At 46.4% G+C, this 15,005-nt stretch carries 16 protein-coding genes; 14 read left to right on the forward strand and 2 right to left on the reverse strand.

Going from position 1 to position 15,005, the window contains the following annotated elements; all coding sequences use genetic code 11:
• The 6 genes from F0U83_RS01320 to F0U83_RS01345 are packed head-to-tail and all read left to right on the forward strand — an operon-like array spanning position 1 to position 5,839.
• Entirely contained in the window at positions 1-1,035 is a 1,035-nt protein-coding gene (locus F0U83_RS01320) for a glycosyltransferase (protein WP_138986154.1), read from the forward strand.
• Between the two features lie 49 nt (positions 1,036-1,084).
• A complete protein-coding gene (locus tag F0U83_RS01325; RefSeq protein WP_138986155.1) occupies positions 1,085-1,828 on the forward strand; it encodes a polysaccharide deacetylase family protein in 744 nt (247 codons plus the stop codon).
• Positions 1,825-2,574: a glycosyltransferase family 2 protein gene (locus F0U83_RS01330; RefSeq protein WP_138986156.1), complete on the forward strand. Its 750-nt coding sequence runs from the start codon at positions 1,825-1,827 to the stop codon at positions 2,572-2,574. The genes F0U83_RS01325 and F0U83_RS01330 overlap by 4 nt, the downstream gene beginning before the upstream one ends.
• The gene (locus tag F0U83_RS01335) at positions 2,567-3,739 is read left to right on the forward strand and encodes an O-antigen ligase family protein (protein WP_138986157.1); all 1,173 of its coding nucleotides are present in this window, start codon (positions 2,567-2,569) and stop codon (positions 3,737-3,739) included. Before F0U83_RS01330 ends, F0U83_RS01335 begins: the two co-directional genes overlap by 8 nt.
• Positions 3,736-4,749: a glycosyltransferase gene (locus F0U83_RS01340; RefSeq protein ID WP_138986158.1), complete on the forward strand. Its 1,014-nt coding sequence runs from the start codon at positions 3,736-3,738 to the stop codon at positions 4,747-4,749. Before F0U83_RS01335 ends, F0U83_RS01340 begins: the two co-directional genes overlap by 4 nt.
• Complete coding sequence (locus tag F0U83_RS01345) at positions 4,739-5,839, forward strand: glycosyltransferase family 4 protein (protein ID WP_138986159.1); 1,101 nt, start codon at positions 4,739-4,741, stop codon at positions 5,837-5,839. The genes F0U83_RS01340 and F0U83_RS01345 overlap by 11 nt, the downstream gene beginning before the upstream one ends.
• Here the strand turns inward: F0U83_RS01345 and lpxL are convergent.
• Positions 5,836-6,756 carry an LpxL/LpxP family Kdo(2)-lipid IV(A) lauroyl/palmitoleoyl acyltransferase gene (gene lpxL, locus F0U83_RS01350; RefSeq protein WP_138986160.1) on the reverse strand — a complete coding sequence of 307 codons (921 nt, stop codon included), beginning with the start codon at positions 6,754-6,756 and terminating at the stop codon, positions 5,836-5,838. The two genes, F0U83_RS01345 and lpxL, sit on opposite strands and share 4 nt — an antisense overlap.
• Positions 6,757-6,791: 35 nt before the next feature.
• On the opposite strand from lpxL, the gene msbA reads away from it, so the two are divergent.
• Both msbA and waaA read left to right on the forward strand, forming a co-directional pair.
• A complete protein-coding gene (gene msbA, locus F0U83_RS01355; RefSeq protein ID WP_138986161.1) occupies positions 6,792-8,642 on the forward strand; it encodes a lipid A export permease/ATP-binding protein MsbA in 1,851 nt (616 codons plus the stop codon).
• Positions 8,635-9,906: a lipid IV(A) 3-deoxy-D-manno-octulosonic acid transferase gene (gene waaA / locus F0U83_RS01360; RefSeq protein ID WP_138986162.1), complete on the forward strand. Its 1,272-nt coding sequence runs from the start codon at positions 8,635-8,637 to the stop codon at positions 9,904-9,906. Before msbA ends, waaA begins: the two co-directional genes overlap by 8 nt.
• Here the strand turns inward: waaA and cyaY are convergent.
• Complete coding sequence (gene cyaY, locus F0U83_RS01365; protein ID WP_246077590.1) at positions 9,903-10,235, reverse strand: iron donor protein CyaY; 333 nt, start codon at positions 10,233-10,235, stop codon at positions 9,903-9,905. The genes waaA and cyaY overlap by 4 nt on opposite strands.
• A gap of 114 nt (positions 10,236-10,349) precedes the next feature.
• Here cyaY and lptM point away from each other — a divergent pair, with 114 nt between their 5' ends.
• Genes lptM through F0U83_RS01395 form a run of 6 tightly spaced genes read left to right on the forward strand, consistent with a single transcriptional unit; the run spans position 10,350 to position 14,914 of the window.
• Entirely contained in the window at positions 10,350-10,472 is a 123-nt protein-coding gene (lptM, locus tag F0U83_RS01370; protein WP_138986163.1) for an LPS translocon maturation chaperone LptM, read from the forward strand.
• Positions 10,473-10,493: 21 nt separating this feature from the next.
• Positions 10,494-11,747 carry a diaminopimelate decarboxylase gene (lysA, locus tag F0U83_RS01375; protein ID WP_138986164.1) on the forward strand — a complete coding sequence of 418 codons (1,254 nt, stop codon included), beginning with the start codon at positions 10,494-10,496 and terminating at the stop codon, positions 11,745-11,747.
• Position 11,748: 1 nt separating this feature from the next.
• Positions 11,749-12,582: a diaminopimelate epimerase gene (gene dapF / locus F0U83_RS01380; protein ID WP_138986165.1), complete on the forward strand. Its 834-nt coding sequence runs from the start codon at positions 11,749-11,751 to the stop codon at positions 12,580-12,582.
• Positions 12,579-13,280, forward strand: coding sequence for a DUF484 family protein (locus F0U83_RS01385; RefSeq protein ID WP_138986166.1), 702 nt, complete (start codon positions 12,579-12,581; stop codon positions 13,278-13,280). The genes dapF and F0U83_RS01385 overlap by 4 nt, the downstream gene beginning before the upstream one ends.
• A gap of 7 nt (positions 13,281-13,287) precedes the next feature.
• A complete protein-coding gene (gene xerC, locus F0U83_RS01390) occupies positions 13,288-14,208 on the forward strand; it encodes a tyrosine recombinase XerC (protein ID WP_138986167.1) in 921 nt (306 codons plus the stop codon).
• Entirely contained in the window at positions 14,201-14,914 is a 714-nt protein-coding gene (locus tag F0U83_RS01395) for an HAD family hydrolase (RefSeq protein ID WP_170221692.1), read from the forward strand. The genes xerC and F0U83_RS01395 overlap by 8 nt, the downstream gene beginning before the upstream one ends.
• The last annotated feature ends 91 nt before the right edge of the window (positions 14,915-15,005 follow it).

Genomic DNA, 15,005 nt, shown 5'->3' on the forward strand with positions numbered 1-15,005 from the left:
ATGGTGATTTGTGAGGTCATGGCAAGCTATGAAGAGGGTGGCCTAGAGAATCATTTTATTGCACTGTGTAATGGCTTAGCTGAGCTGGGGCATGAGGTTCATGTCATAGTGGATAAACGCTTTAGAGATCGTTTTACATCTGCGGTGACGGTACATACAACGGATTTTACTCGCGTCAGGATCCATCCGTTGCTACTGATTGACTTGGTAAAAATAGTAAACAGAATCGCTCCGGATGTCATTCATTCTCATGCGGGTAAAGCAACTCGTCTGATGCTCATGGTTAAGCCTTGGCTTAAGGCTCCTTGTGTGGTGACGCTTCACAATTTGAAAAAGCATAAAGCGCTCTATAGTAAAGCAGATGCTGTTATTGGCGTGAGTCGAGGAGTGTTAATGGGTGTAAACTGCCCTCGTACGCGTGTGATTTACAATGGTATTGCTGCTTTACAAGCGCCACAGGGCAATGAAAGTGTACTGAATAAAATCCGAGGCATGGGGGAGCGGCCCAAAGTTTTTGCGGTAGGGCGTTTGGTACCGGTGAAAGGTTTTGATCTCCTGATCCGAGCTTGGGTAACTATGGATGCTGATCTGGTTATTATGGGAGACGGGCCAGAAAAGAAACTATTGGAGAACTTAATCTCTGAGCTAGATCTTGCAGCAAAGGTACATTTAATGGGCTTTGTTGAAAACGCTGGAGCCTACGTACAAGAAGCCGACTTGCTAGTCATCTCCTCCCATAAAGAAGGGTTTAATTATGTTATGGCAGAAGCGCTGCGTTCGGCGGTTCCTGTTGTTTCAACGGATGTGCCTGCGCCTAATGAAATCATTCCTGCAGCGTATTTAGTGCCCAAAGGAGATGTAGAGCTATTAGCAAATCGCATCGAATGGGCCTTGGGGCGCTTGGATGCGTGTAATGATGAATTAGCTCCCTTGTATGCTTGGGCGGCTGATACGTTAACCCTAGATAATATGGTGAAAGAGACAGCGGAGTATCTGCAGGCGATCGTCACCGAGATGCTTGGCTCATCAAGATAGATTGATATTCGACATTCAGGTGTTGGGTTTGTTATAGGATTGGTTTCGTATGTGGTTTTTTATTATTGGGTTATTGCTGCTTGGTGGATTATACCTGTCGGCACACTACAACTGGTGGCGCCCTAAAGTGTCCCATCGGTATCCAAGGATATTGATGTACCACAGTATCAATAGGGAGGTAGGGCCTTTAGTACCCGACTTGGTTGTGACTCCCGAACAGTTTGAAACACAGCTGAAATACTTAATGCAGCGCGGTTATCGCTTCTACACGTTATCTGAGCTGGTGCAATCTCCCCATGAGGATAAGGCGGTTGCTTTGACCTTTGATGATGGCTATCGCGATAACTTCACAAAAATGTTTCCGTTGCTCAAACAATATGATGCAAAAGCAACAATCTTTTTAAGCCCGGAGTTTGCTGGCATGGATCTCTTAACAACCGACCAAGTTAAAGAGATGCATGCATCGGGTCGGGTTGAGTTTGGGGCGCACACTATGTCGCACATTAATGTGTCGACTGCAGAAAAAACCATAGCAGAGGATGAGATTCGGCGTTCTAAAAGCTACGTTGAGCAATTGGTAGGTTATTGTCAGGCGTTTGCGTACCCTTTTGGACGATATCATGATGATAATGCAGCGTTTGTTAAACAGTGTGGATTCACAAGTGCAGTCACCGTTAAAAAAGGTATTGAGCCACTTAATGATCTTTTTAGAATTAAGCGGATATCCATTCTTCGCAGTACCAATGCACTGCAGTTTCATATTGCGATGACGCGAGGTAGATACAGAGTATGATCAGTGTTTTTTTGGTGGTTCAAAATGAAGAACGCAATATCGTTCGTGTCCTTGAAAGTGTGAAGCAGTACGATGATATTGTCATCGTAGATAGCGGCAGCAAGGACAGAACATTGGAGCTGGCTCGCCAATATACTGATCGTATCTATCATCAGGACTGGCTAGGAATGGCAAAACAGAAAGCTTTCGCGCAATCACTGTGTCGGCATGAATGGGTACTCAATTTAGATGCAGATGAAGAGGTGACGCCCGAGCTTCAGAAAGAGATTGACCAAGTCGTGTCTGAAGATCAAGTGGCAGGTGCAAGCATTCCTTTTCAGGAGTTTTTTCTGGGGGAAAAAATACATCCAAAAACGAAGAAAAACCGCCATATCCGCTTATTTAAATCATCTTTAGGGCAATATGGTGAAGAGCGTGATCATGAAACGCTCCACTTGCAAGGCGAAGTGGCCATATTATCGGGGGTGGTTAATCACTACGGAGAGTTTTCTGTAGCAGTAAAGGTTAATAAAATTAATCAGTACTCCAGTAGCCGAGCCTTAGATAAGTTTGATAAGGGTAAAAAAAGTAGTTTGCTTAAGTTGATCGGTGTGTTTCCGGTTATGTTTTTGAAATCCTACTTTTTTCGTAGAAACTGTCTCAATGGACGTCGAGGATTTATCGCTAGTGTAATTAATGCGTTTTATGCTTTTCTAAAAGAGGCGAAGCTATTTGAGCAAGAAATAAAACGAGAGATGAATGACTAAATTCCTGGCTCGAATTCTAGAAAAGCCAAGTAAAATAACTGCTGAACAGTTCTTGGCTGTTTCAATGTCTTTTTTCTTGGCCATGTTCTTCTTTGTTCCTAGTAATTCCATACATCGTAACTTTTACTATATTTTGGTTTTGCTGCCTTACTTGTTTGTTTTTTTTGATAATAAACCAGTGGAGCTATTAAAAACGAGAACCATTAAAACATTATATCTCTTTCTTCTTTATTTTTTGGTATCTCTCTTGTGGAGTCAGGGTCCCGATATCGATGCAGTCTATAATATAGTAAGGAAAGAGTTGCTGGTTTTATTTTTTATTATCTCGCTAGCTTGGCTTTGGAATCAGGGTTATCAAGAATACTTGCTTCGAGGCCTTTTGTTGGGAGCTTTTATAGGCGTATTGCTGTCTATTTATTATTACTATATCCATTTAGGAAATGATTGGCAGTCTCGCTTAGAAGGATTTGATCGCGGGGGCCATGCTATTAAATCTCCGGTTATGTATGGTGCAGTTCTGGTTACGCTGTTTTGCTGCTTAGATAAAATTAAGCGTTACAGGTGGCTTGCTTATATAGCCATGATGCTTTTTATGGTATTTGTTTTGCTTTCGCAAACCCGTGGTATTTTAATAGCTACACTGGCTAGTATCAGTGCTTGCTTGTTATTAAAGGGAAAAATTAGAAGCATTCTGGCTATGTTGGTAGCTGCGATAATAGGGCTTGCTTATGTTTATTATGCTGATATTTTTTCGCGTATGCTAACACTGCAGGATGTTCGTTATGAAATATGGCAGCAAGCGCTCAGGGATTGGTCACTTCACCCTATATTTGGTTTTGGGATATACCCTGAAAGAGAAGTTATATTACCATCAGGTGTTTCCTATGTGCATCCCCATAATATATTTATATCTCACCTGCTTTATGGTGGTATCGTCGGTTTAACGTTATTGATATTAGTATGGCTTTCGATATGTTTTAGCGCGTTTAGTTGCTGGCTCAATCAACGTGATCTTCTTCCAGTTGGTCTGTTCTTTTATTTTACGTGGGTAGGATTATTTGATTTCTCTACATTGATTAAAAGTGCCGATGTAGAATGGGTCTTTTTCTGGTTTATGGTAGCTTTAATTATTGCCTATGAAGCTCGGTCTAAAAAGGCTTTATGAGAATATTACATACGATTCTTACTAAAGGTATGGCGGGAACCGAACGTTATGTGGCGGACCTTTGCAATCAACAGGTGAAGCAGCATGATGTTGCTATTCTGGTACGCTGCGATCACCAGCTTGAGAATGGTTTATCATTTTTGAGCTGGTTGGATAGCCGAATTCGCGTGTTCAAAGTGCCTCGTTCATATCCACAACCCTGGATGTTGTGGAGTGTTTACCGCTACGCACCTGATATTATTCATTCTCATCATAAACGTGACGCCAAATATATTGCGAGACTGTTTCCCCGTATACCCAAAGTGGGAACTCTGCATATGGAGTATCAGACTGAATTTTCAGCCTTTGATGGTTTGGTGTGTATTGCGCAGTGGCAGCAGTCAGCGTTGGCTAAATACTCCGGCAAAGTGAGGGTGATCAATAATTGGGTTCCTGCTCTGCGGGCGGATTCTGTTTTAGGTAGCGATGCTTTAAGAGCAAAACACGATATTAGTAACGATGCTTTTATTATTGGTGCCGTAGGGCGTTTCGCTCATGAGAAAGGTTTGGATTTGTTGTTGCAAGCTTTCGTGAAAGCTCAATTGCCGAATACCTATTTAGTAATGGTTGGTGACGGGCCATTAAGAGCTGAGATAAAAAAGCAGTCTACATTCACGACTGTTTTGCCCGGGGTCGTTGAGAATATCGCCCCCTACTATGACTTGTTTGATATTTTCGTGTTGCCATCTTTGTCTGAGCCGTTTGGTTTAGTCATCTTGGAAGCGATGAGTTGTGGTTTACCCGTTATCATGACAAGGTCTCAGGGGCCGTTGGAAATTAGCGCCAAGACTGGTCTGTGCAAGCTGGTTGATGTAGGTAATGTTAATCAGCTATCGATGGCACTAGTCGCTGCCTATGATGAGTACCACGATAAAAAGCAGCGTTTAGATTACAACTTAGAGGATTTCGACTTGGTGACTCAAACGGGCAAGATAGAAGCCTTTTATCGGGATCTGATCCATGCAGCGTGAGCCAGTGTATATCCTTCTTCCGCCAGGTGAGTATTTCAGTGAATACAATGGCGGGGCGGTTGCCATTGTCGTCAATTCAATGAGCCAGCATAGCGACTATACTCCGACGGTGATCGGCGATGCCTGCTCTCAGTCGATGAGTGGTGCTCCATTTCATCCTGTAGCGCCTTTTTTATATCGTCTACGAAGTCGTAGCCGAGCTTACGCAGGGGCTTGTAAAACGTGGCTGAAGCGACAGCCAGCGGGCATTGTCGAAGTTCATAATCGAATTCCCTTGCTGATGCACCTGAGTGATCGAGTGCCGCAGCACAAGTACTGCCTGTATTTGCATAATGACCCGCTGGGTATGAAAGGATCTAAAACGGCTGAGGAGCGCCGTCAACTGCTGTCCAAGGTGGCCTGTATTTACGCAGTGAGTGAGTTCGTTAAGAACAGGTTTCTTGATGGTCTCACAGAAGGTGGTGATAAGGTGCATGTCCTGCATAATGGCATTGATCCCATCATCTTTCAAAGCTATACAGAGAAAGAGAAACAGATACTCTTTGTTGGTCGGATCATTCCCGAAAAAGGCGTTTTGCAGCTTGCACGTGCTCTCAAAACGGTATTACCCAATCACCCTGATTGGTGCGCAGTGTTCGTTGGGGCAAGACACTTTGGCAATACTCAACCGACGACCGGTTATGAAAAAGCGGTGCTGGCAGAGTTAGCCGATTTAGGCGAACAAGTGCAGTATCTTAATGCTATTCCCCACAAAGCGGTGATGGCATGTTACCAGAGAGCAAAAATCGCTGTGGTTCCGTCTATTTGGGAAGAGCCATTCGGCCGAACAGCGCTAGAAGCCATGAGTTCATCCTGTGCCTTGGTCAGTTCAGATAGAGGCGGATTAGCTGAGGTTGTGGGCAGTGATGGTTTGATTATTGATCCAGAGTCGCCACTAGAGATTTCCGCAGCGTTACAGCATCTTATTGATCAGCCTAGCGATGCAGAAAGGCTTGCAAAACAGGCGCATCAAAGGGCACTGCACTTGTTTCATCAGCAAGTTATTGCACAACAGCACGATCGCTTTAGGGATAGCCTTTCTCAAGTTTAACGACTGCGTCGATAAAGGTAATTTTTACCCTTAGGGTGGGTCTTAAACCGGCGGTGTACCCACATATATTGCGTTGGATCTTTTCGAATGCCTTTTTCTAGCTCCGCATTGATGCGAGTGGCATCCTTTACATCATCTCCTCTTGGGAAGTCGCCAATGATAGGGAACACTTCCAGCTCATAGCCTTTATTGTCTGGGGTTCGGTGGTGGGCGAGCATTAAAATAGGTGAGTCGTTTAATTTAACCATGCGAGAGGTGGCCGTAATTGTTGCTGCATCAATACCGAAAAATGGAGCGTACACCGAATGGCGAGGCCCAAAGTCCTGATCCGGTGCATACCAGACGATATGGTTCTTGCGGAGCGCCCGCAGCACACTACGTAGGCTTTCTCTCTCAATGGCTTGTGTAAGATGAATCTCTCGTGAGGCTTTAATAATGATCTCCATGAGAGGGTTGTTGTGTTCCCGGTACATGACATCAGCTGGGAAAAATCGCGTAAATAAACGCCCTCCCATATCTAATGTTGAGAAGTGGCCACCGAGAAGAATAACGCCTTTATTTTGAGCCAAGGCTTCTTCTATATGGTGCTGGCCTTTAAAAGTGACATTCACCTTTAAACGTTTATCTGACATCCACCAAGCCATACTGGTTTCCAACATACCAATGGCGTTGTGCTGAAAAATCTCCCTCACCATGCGCTTCTGCTGTTGCGGAGATTTTTCGGGGAAACACAGCCGTATATTGACTTCGGTGATATGCCGGCGGCTGCGAAATACAAGATACATCAGGTCGCCAAGGTATTTTCCAAGGTGTATTTGAAATCGGTAGGGAAGTAAACACAAAGCGTATAAACAGCCGAGCCCCAGCCAGGTTGGCCAGTATTTTGGCATTAAAAAGGTTCGGTTAATCTTAGTCATCTATTTTAAAGGGTCTGTAAACATGAGGTGATTGTATGAGCCTTTGCTTGTTGCAGCAAATCGTTAACAAAGCAGGTTATAATGCCTTATCTCATGCTGAATCAAGAGAAGTTGCTCCGTTGGATACACAAACTGATCAGGAACCACCCAAAAGTTGGGCAGTTTATAAGCGATTATTATCTTACGCCAAGCCCTACTGGCCCGTTTTCCTAGTCGCGTTTATAGGGTATGCACTTTATGGTGCATCTCAAGCGATGTCTGCAAAATGGCTGGAAAGCGTAGTGGACTCCGTACAGCAGGGGCGCTTGGATGAGCGCACTTGGCTGGCGTTGGCGGTGCTCGGCATTTTTTTACTCAGGGGAATCGGTACTTTTCTGGGGAATTACTGTATCAGTTATGTAGCTCGCTTTGTCGTCCACGGGTTGAGAACCGACTTGTTTGATCGGATGCTTCTCTTGCCTGCAAACTTTTATAATCAGCATTCCAGCGGTGAGATGCTTTCTAAGTTAACCTTTAATGTCGAGCAGGTGACCGGTGCGGTGACCGATGCGGTAAAGGTGTTGATTCGGGAGGGGTTAACGGTAATTGGCTTGTTTGGGTATCTGTTTTACCTTAATTGGAAGCTAACGCTTATCTTTATAACCGCAGCACCTTTCATTGGTATCGTGGTGAGTATCGCCTCCAAGCGTATGCGCAAACTGGGCCGTAGAATTCAGAAATCGGTAGGGGATATCACAAGCTCTGCATCTGAGTCGATTAAAGGTTATCAGGTGGTGCGTATTTACGGTGGTAGCGAGTTTGAACAGAAACGCTTTCATGATGCCAGTGAATTGAACCGTCGGCAGTTTATGAAGTTGGTGGTCGCAGAGTCCATCAATACGCCTATTGTTCAGCTATTGGTTGCGATGGCCCTAGCTGCACTTATGTATTTGGCCATGGCTCCTTCTGTGATGGGGAGCATGTCTACCGGAGAGTTTGTCGCGTTTATAACGGCTGCTGGTATGATCACCAAACCGTTGCGAATGCTGACGGAAGTTAATGTGATGATCCAAAAAGGGATCTCGGCCGCTGAGGCTGTGTTTGCCATTATGGATTGTGAAGGCGAAAAGGATAAAGGCCAAAAAAAGGTAAGCCGAGTCCGGGGCGAGTTGTCTTTTCGTTCTGTGTCCTATACCTATCCGGGGACTGAGGAGCCGGTGCTGTCGGATTTAACATTAACGCTGGCGGCCGGTGAAACCGTTGCCCTTGTCGGTAAATCCGGTAGTGGTAAGTCAACCATTGCCAGTATTATTCCACGGTTTAATGATGGTTGGGTTGGTAAGGTCTTATTAGATGGCAGGTCGATTGAGGATTATCAGTTAGCTTCTCTAAGGGCGCAGATCGCATTAGTTAGCCAAAATGTGGTGTTGTTTAATGGCACCATTGCCGAGAATATCGCTTACGGTACTATGGCCAGTGCGAGCGAGGCGCAAATACGTGCAGCAGCACAGGCGGCCCATGTTATGGAGTTCGTTCAGCGTTTACCCGAGGGGCTACAGACCCGTGTAGGGGAAAGTGGTGTTCTCTTGTCCGGTGGCCAGCGTCAACGTATCGCCATTGCTCGCGCCATCCTCAAAGATGCACCCATCTTAATTATGGATGAAGCAACCTCTGCGTTAGATACCGAATCTGAGCGTCATATTCAAAGCGCTCTTGAAGAGGTTATGAAAAACCGAACTACCCTCGTGATAGCCCATCGACTGTCTACCATTGAGAGTGCAGATAAGATTGTTGTGATGGATCAGGGACGCATCGTAGAGATGGGCTCGCATCAAGAGTTGATGGCTAAACAGGGCGCGTATGCCCAGCTTCACCGTTTGCAGTTCAGTGAGTCGAACGATGCATGAATGGCGTCGCTGGCTGTATAGCCTGATCTTTTTTATGGCCTTGCCTGTTATTTTGCTGCGCCTTTATTGGCGCGGACGAAACGCTGCAGGTTATCGGGAGCGTTGGTGGCAGCGGTTAGGTTATGTGCCTGCCTTAACGGGTAATCCTCCGCTATGGATACACGCCGTTTCTGTAGGAGAAGCGGTTGCGATTATTCCACTCGTCGAACGGTTGTTAGTCGAGCGGCCGGATATGCCGATCTTAATAACGACCATGACACCCACAGGGGCGAGTAGAGTAAGTGCTCACTTTGGGTCAAGTGTCCATCATATTTATTGCCCATACGACCTACCTTTTGCGCTTAACCGCTTTTTAAGTCGTATCAAACCACGGGCCTGTATGATTGTTGAGACCGAACTGTGGCCAAATATGATTCACACATGCCACCAAAAGAACGTGCCAGTGATGGTGGTGAATGCGCGTTTATCCGAGCGCTCCTTAAAAGGGTATCAGAAGATTGAGTGCTTAACGGCGCAGATGTTATCTAAGCTAACCCTGCTAATTGCACAAGGCGAGGCTGATGCAAAGCGCTTTGCTGCCTTAGGCATGCCTTCTGATCGGGTCCGGATTTCGGGTAGCATTAAGTTTGACTTCTCTATTGATGATTCTCTATTAGCGCAGGGGCATGCTGTGCGCACACGTGCGGGTGAACGCTTCACGGTGGTTTTAGCGAGCAGCCATTCTGATGAGGAGCAACAATGCCTTACAATGATGCAGTCTGTTTGGCAGCGTTACCCTGACCTTCTGTTGATTATTGTGCCCCGACACCCAGAGCGCTTTGACTCAGTATGGGATCAGTGCTTGAAGGTAGACCCGCAGGCGAAGCGTCGCTCTGAAGGGGTGTTGCCCGATAAGCGTACGCGTGTTTATCTTGGAGATAGCATGGGCGAATTAATGGGGCTGTATGCGGCGGCAGATCTGGTCGTTATGGGAGGCAGTTTTGTTGATGTGGGCGGGCACAATCCTGTGGAGCCAGCAGCATTGGGCACACCTGTGATTATGGGGCCATATCACCATAACTTTGCGGCGATAAGTGCTGCGATGGCAGAAAAAGGTGGCATGTTGCTGGTTAATTCTTTTGAACAGACTGCAGCCTGTATAAATCAACTAATTGAGGTGCCACAAAAGCGCCAGCAGCTAGGTAGCATAGCGAAAGCTTACGCGGATTCTCAGAGAGGGGCGCTGGATCGTGTCTATCACGAAGTCACGCCCTATCTATTTTAAATATCAAAAGATAGCTGCTCACCTGCTTGAGTGGTGAAGGCCGCTTCAAACACTGTTTTTATCGTTGCCTGATCGCTATCCCTTAGCCACGTTTTAGAGGAAGCGTCGTAGTCAAAGTGATACCCGCCCTCTTTAGTTGCCAACCATAGCTGTCTGACAGGAGTCTGACGTGTAAAAATGATCTGGCTGCCGTTCTCACACTTAATGGTCAACACACCACCGCTAATCAGGTAGTCAAGATCGGTTTCTGCTTCATCGAGTTGCTCTTCAATCTTCTGAAGTGTTTCATCGACATGCTGGTAAAAATCGGATTCTGTCATCATGCTCATCATTAGACTCTAGTGAAAGATAAATAGCAGGCTGTAGAGTATATCAGCTTTTGAACGGTACTCATTAACCCACATTCAAGGTTATAATCTGGCCATTAACCTACAAATGAGAACATGATCGTGAAATTTTGCTGGATTGGAATTATTGCTGGAGTATTACTGCTATCAGGTTGCGGGCAAAAAGGGCCGTTATATCTACCTGAGCCAGATGCCCCTGCCCAGCAAAACGCGCAATAAGTTCTGCAATAGAGATAGATAATGGATAGTTTTGAATATCGCAATGGTCGCTTGCATTGCGAAGAAGTTCTATTAAGCCAAGTAGCGGAGCGCTTTGGCACACCTACTTATGTATATTCTCGTGATGCGATTGAGCGTGCTTATCTCGCCTATTCTCAAGCGCTTGAAGGAAAAAAAGCACTTGTTTGCTACGCGGTAAAGGCCAATAGCAACTTGGCGGTTTTAAATATTCTGGCTCGCTTAGGGGCGGGTTTTGATATCGTCTCTCTTGGAGAGTTGGAGCGGGTACTCAAAGCGGGCGCTCAGCCTGAGAAGATTGTTTTCTCTGGTGTAGGCAAGCAACCTCATGAAATCGTTCGAGCGTTGGACGTGGGTATTCATTGCTTCAATATCGAGTCAGAGTCTGAACTTGAGCGAGTCAATCAGGTAGCTGGTGAATGTGGCAAAGTGGCGGATATCTCCTTCCGAGTGAATCCTGATGTGGATGCGGGGACTCACCCCTATATTTCGACGGGTCTGAAAGAGAACAAATTTGGTATCGCGATCGCAGAAGCGGATCGTATCTACACACATGCCGCTAGCCTTGAGCACGTTCATGTCGTGGGTATGGACTGCCATATCGGTAGTCAGTTAACAGAAATCGCCCCTTTTATGGATGCATTAGATCGTTTGTTAGCGCTGGTGGATGCGTTGGCAGAGAAGGGCATTATTATTCAGCACCTCGACCTAGGCGGTGGATTGGGTGTTTGTTACACCGATGAAACGCCCCCTACGCCACAAGCCTATATTGCTGCGGTGCTAGAAAAAATGGCTGATCGGGATATGGGGCTGATCTTCGAACCTGGTCGATCCATTGTTGCCAATGCGGGGGTGATGTTAACCCGTGTAGAGTTTTTGAAATGCAACGAGCATAAAAACTTTGCCATTATTGATGGCGCTATGAATGATTTGATACGCCCATCACTGTACAGCGCTTATCAAGAAATTATCCCTGTAGAGATCCGCGAAGGTGAGACTCAGCCTTATGATCTAGTGGGGCCTGTGTGCGAAACGGGTGACTTTCTGGGTAAAGATCGTCAGCTGAACTTGCAAGAAGGTGATTTGTTAGCGGTGTGCTCGGCAGGAGCCTACGGCTTTGTAATGAGCTCCAATTACAACACGCGTCCTCGTGCGGCTGAGGTGATGATTGATGACAATGCCATGCATGAAATCCGTGCCAGAGAAACGCTGCATGACTTAATGCGTGGTGAGACACTGCTGCCAAAGGGTAACTAGTATGCTGGTTCGGTTTACAAAAATGCATGGGCTAGGTAACGACTTTATGGTAGTCGATCTCGTCACACAGCGAGTACGCTTTAGCGAAGATAAAGTCAAAAAGTTAGCCGATCGTCATCTAGGTATAGGTTTTGATCAGTTGTTGCTGGTCGAGCCTCCGGCCAATCCCGATATGGATTTTCGTTACCGCATATTTAATGCCGATGGGTCGGAGGTTGAACATTGTGGTAACGGTGCGCGCTGTTTTGCTCGCTTTGTCAGAGATAAGCGTCTGACGACGAAAGATGAAATCCATGTCGAAACGGCAAATGGCCAAGCGGTGCTGCGGATTCGTGATCATCAGCAAGTTGAGGTCAACATGGGAGCGCCTGAGTTGCAGCCTGCGAATATCCCATTTCAGGCAGAGCAGGCTTCGCCAACCTACGAGGTAGAAGTTGGTAATGAAAGCGTTACGCTGTCCGCTGTTTCTATGGGTAATCCCCACGGTGTGTTGGTGGTCGATAATGTGGATAGCGCACCGGTTGAAACGCTGGGGCCGCTGCTAGAGCCTCATTCGCGCTTCCCTGCTAAGGCTAACATTGGTTTTATGCAGGTAGTGTCTCCTAGCGAAGTACGGCTTCGTGTATACGAGCGCGGTGCTGGTGAAACCATGGCATGTGGAACTGGTGCATGTGCTGCGGTGGTTGCAGGTCGTTTACGGGGCCTTTTAGACGAAACGGTTCGGGTCAACCTGCCAGGTGGTGTGCTTAAAATTAGTTGGAAAGGTGGTGAAAACGATCCTGTTATGATGACAGGGCCGACAGCTACGGTATTTGAAGGGCAGATATATTTATGACACAGAAAGAAAATCGGCTTGAGGCTGAACAGGGATTGAGTGAAAAGGATGTTTCAGATTACCTTGCGTGCCATCCGGATTTCTTTCTGACCCATAAAGCACTGCTTGAGGTGATGACGGTGCCCCATAATACCGGTAAAGCGGTATCGTTAGTGGAGCGGCAAACCTCATTGCTAAGGGAGCGAAACCTGCAGCTAACCACGCATTTGTCGGACCTGATTGACATAGCGCGGCATAATGATGGCCAGTTTGAAAAAACGAAGCGTATGGTATTAGCGCTACTTGATGCTGCCACATTGGATGATGTTGCCGTGGCTATCGAAGAAAGTCTGTGTCGAGACTTTTATGGTGATGCCACGTCATTGATTCTCTTTAGTGAAAAGCCTATTAATGTTAATAACTTACGCATACTGCCCCGAGAAACAGCAGGGGTCGTTGAATCCTTAATTCGCACCAACTTGCCGACGTGCGGACAACTGCAACTCATTGAAAACCGTTTCTTGTTTGGCGAAGAAGCCGTCAAGATACAATCAGCGGCAGTTGTGCCTTTGGTCAAGGGTGAAGCGGTGGGTTTATTAGCAATTGGCAGCTACGACCCTTATTACTTTCAGAGTAGCCAAGGTACACTTTTCCTTAGTTATGTTGGGGAAGTGATGAGCCGGGTAACCAGCCGTATCCTGCATGAGGAACAAGTCTGAGTAAGGTATGCTAAATCAACGCTTTCTTGAACAGTTAGCGCCTTATCTTGACCGTTTCTTGGTTTACTTGCAGACCGAGCGGCAGCTGTCTCCTCATACATGTGCCAATTACCAACAAGACCTACAACGATTGATCGACTTTGTAGCCGACTGCCGTATAAGCGAGTGGTCGGATGTTAGTGAGCGGCAAATCAGGGCCCATGTCGCCGAAATCCATCGAGAAGGTTTATCAGCTAAGAGTATTCAGCGTCACCTTTCATCCATACGTAGTTTTTATCGTTATCTGGCGAAACAGGGTTTAGTGGAAAAAAATCCAGCCCAAGGGGTTAAAGCACCCAAAGTCGGACGACCTCTGCCTGAAACTTTAAATGTTGATCAGATTAATTACCTACTGTCTTTTCCGGTTGATGATGCGATTTCAGCTCGTGATAAAGCGATGATGGAGCTGGTTTATTCATCTGGCTTGCGAGTTTCTGAGTTAATAAGCCTGAATATCCATGATATTGATTTTGGAGCGGCAAGCCTTATTGTGACCGGTAAAGGGCGCAAAACCCGTATGTTGCCTGTGGGTGGGCAGGCGGTTAAAGCGCTTCAGGTGTGGCTTAAATATCGTGAAACGTGGGCAAATTATGCAGAGTCAGCCTTGTTTATCTCTGCCAGAGGACAGAGGCTCACGGTGCGCAGCGCACAGTTGCGCTTTGATCATAGGGCCAAGCAGATGAATACTCAAGGAAAAGTTTACCCGCATAGATTACGTCACAGCTTTGCCAGTCATATGCTGGAGTCCAGCAGTGATCTACGTGCTGTGCAAGAGCTGCTAGGCCATGAAGATATATCTACAACGCAAATATATACCCACCTCGATTTTCAACATTTGATGGAGGTGTATGAGAAAGCCCACCCTAGAGCAAGGAAAAAAGATGATTAAGTGCGTTACATTCGACCTTGATGATACGTTGTGGGCCGTTAATCCAGTGGTACGAGCTGCCAACCACACGATGTACGAGTGGCTTGCAGAGAATGCACCTCTCTTTAATGCGATGTACACCTTGCGGGATCTTAATCAACTAAAGCAACAAGTGTTAACTGTACAACCTGAAATAGGTTATAGCGTCACCCGTATTCGTTTGGCAGTACTGGAGTTAGGGCTAGTGAATTCGGGCTACTCTTGCGATCAAGCCAGCGCCTTAGCTGAGGAGGGCTTTAAGGTTTTTCATCAGGCACGCCAGCAAGTTGAGTTTTTTGAAGGCGCGCTGGAAACTATAGAATCCCTAAAAGCTTCAGGTTATATCGTTGGCGCTATCAGCAATGGTAATGCTGATATTCGGCATGTGGGGCTATCCCATTGTATGGACTTTCAGTTTAGCGCAGATCAGGTAGGCGTAGAAAAGCCGGATGCTGAGATCTTCCAACAAATGCTGCAGTATACCGGCATGTACCCGCATGAAGTGGTGCATATCGGCGACCACCCCGAGCATGATGTCCTCGGTGCACAACAGATGGGTATGCGCACGATCTGGGTTAATTTGCATGGGACACTATGGGGGGCGGGCAAAGCTCCAGATGCTGAGGTCCGGAGCCTGCGGGAGATACCTGATGCGATAACCATGTTTGGTGCAGCAAAAAGGCCATAGTTCTTTAAATCAACTGAGCGTTGGCGCTATTGCTGAAGCAACCGCAATTGATTTTTAGGTTCTATCCTAGCGTAGGACCATGGCTATAAAG

It is taken from the genome of Neptunomonas concharum (genome assembly GCF_008630635.1).
In the GTDB taxonomy this organism is placed as follows: domain Bacteria; phylum Pseudomonadota; class Gammaproteobacteria; order Pseudomonadales; family Balneatricaceae; genus Neptunomonas; species Neptunomonas concharum.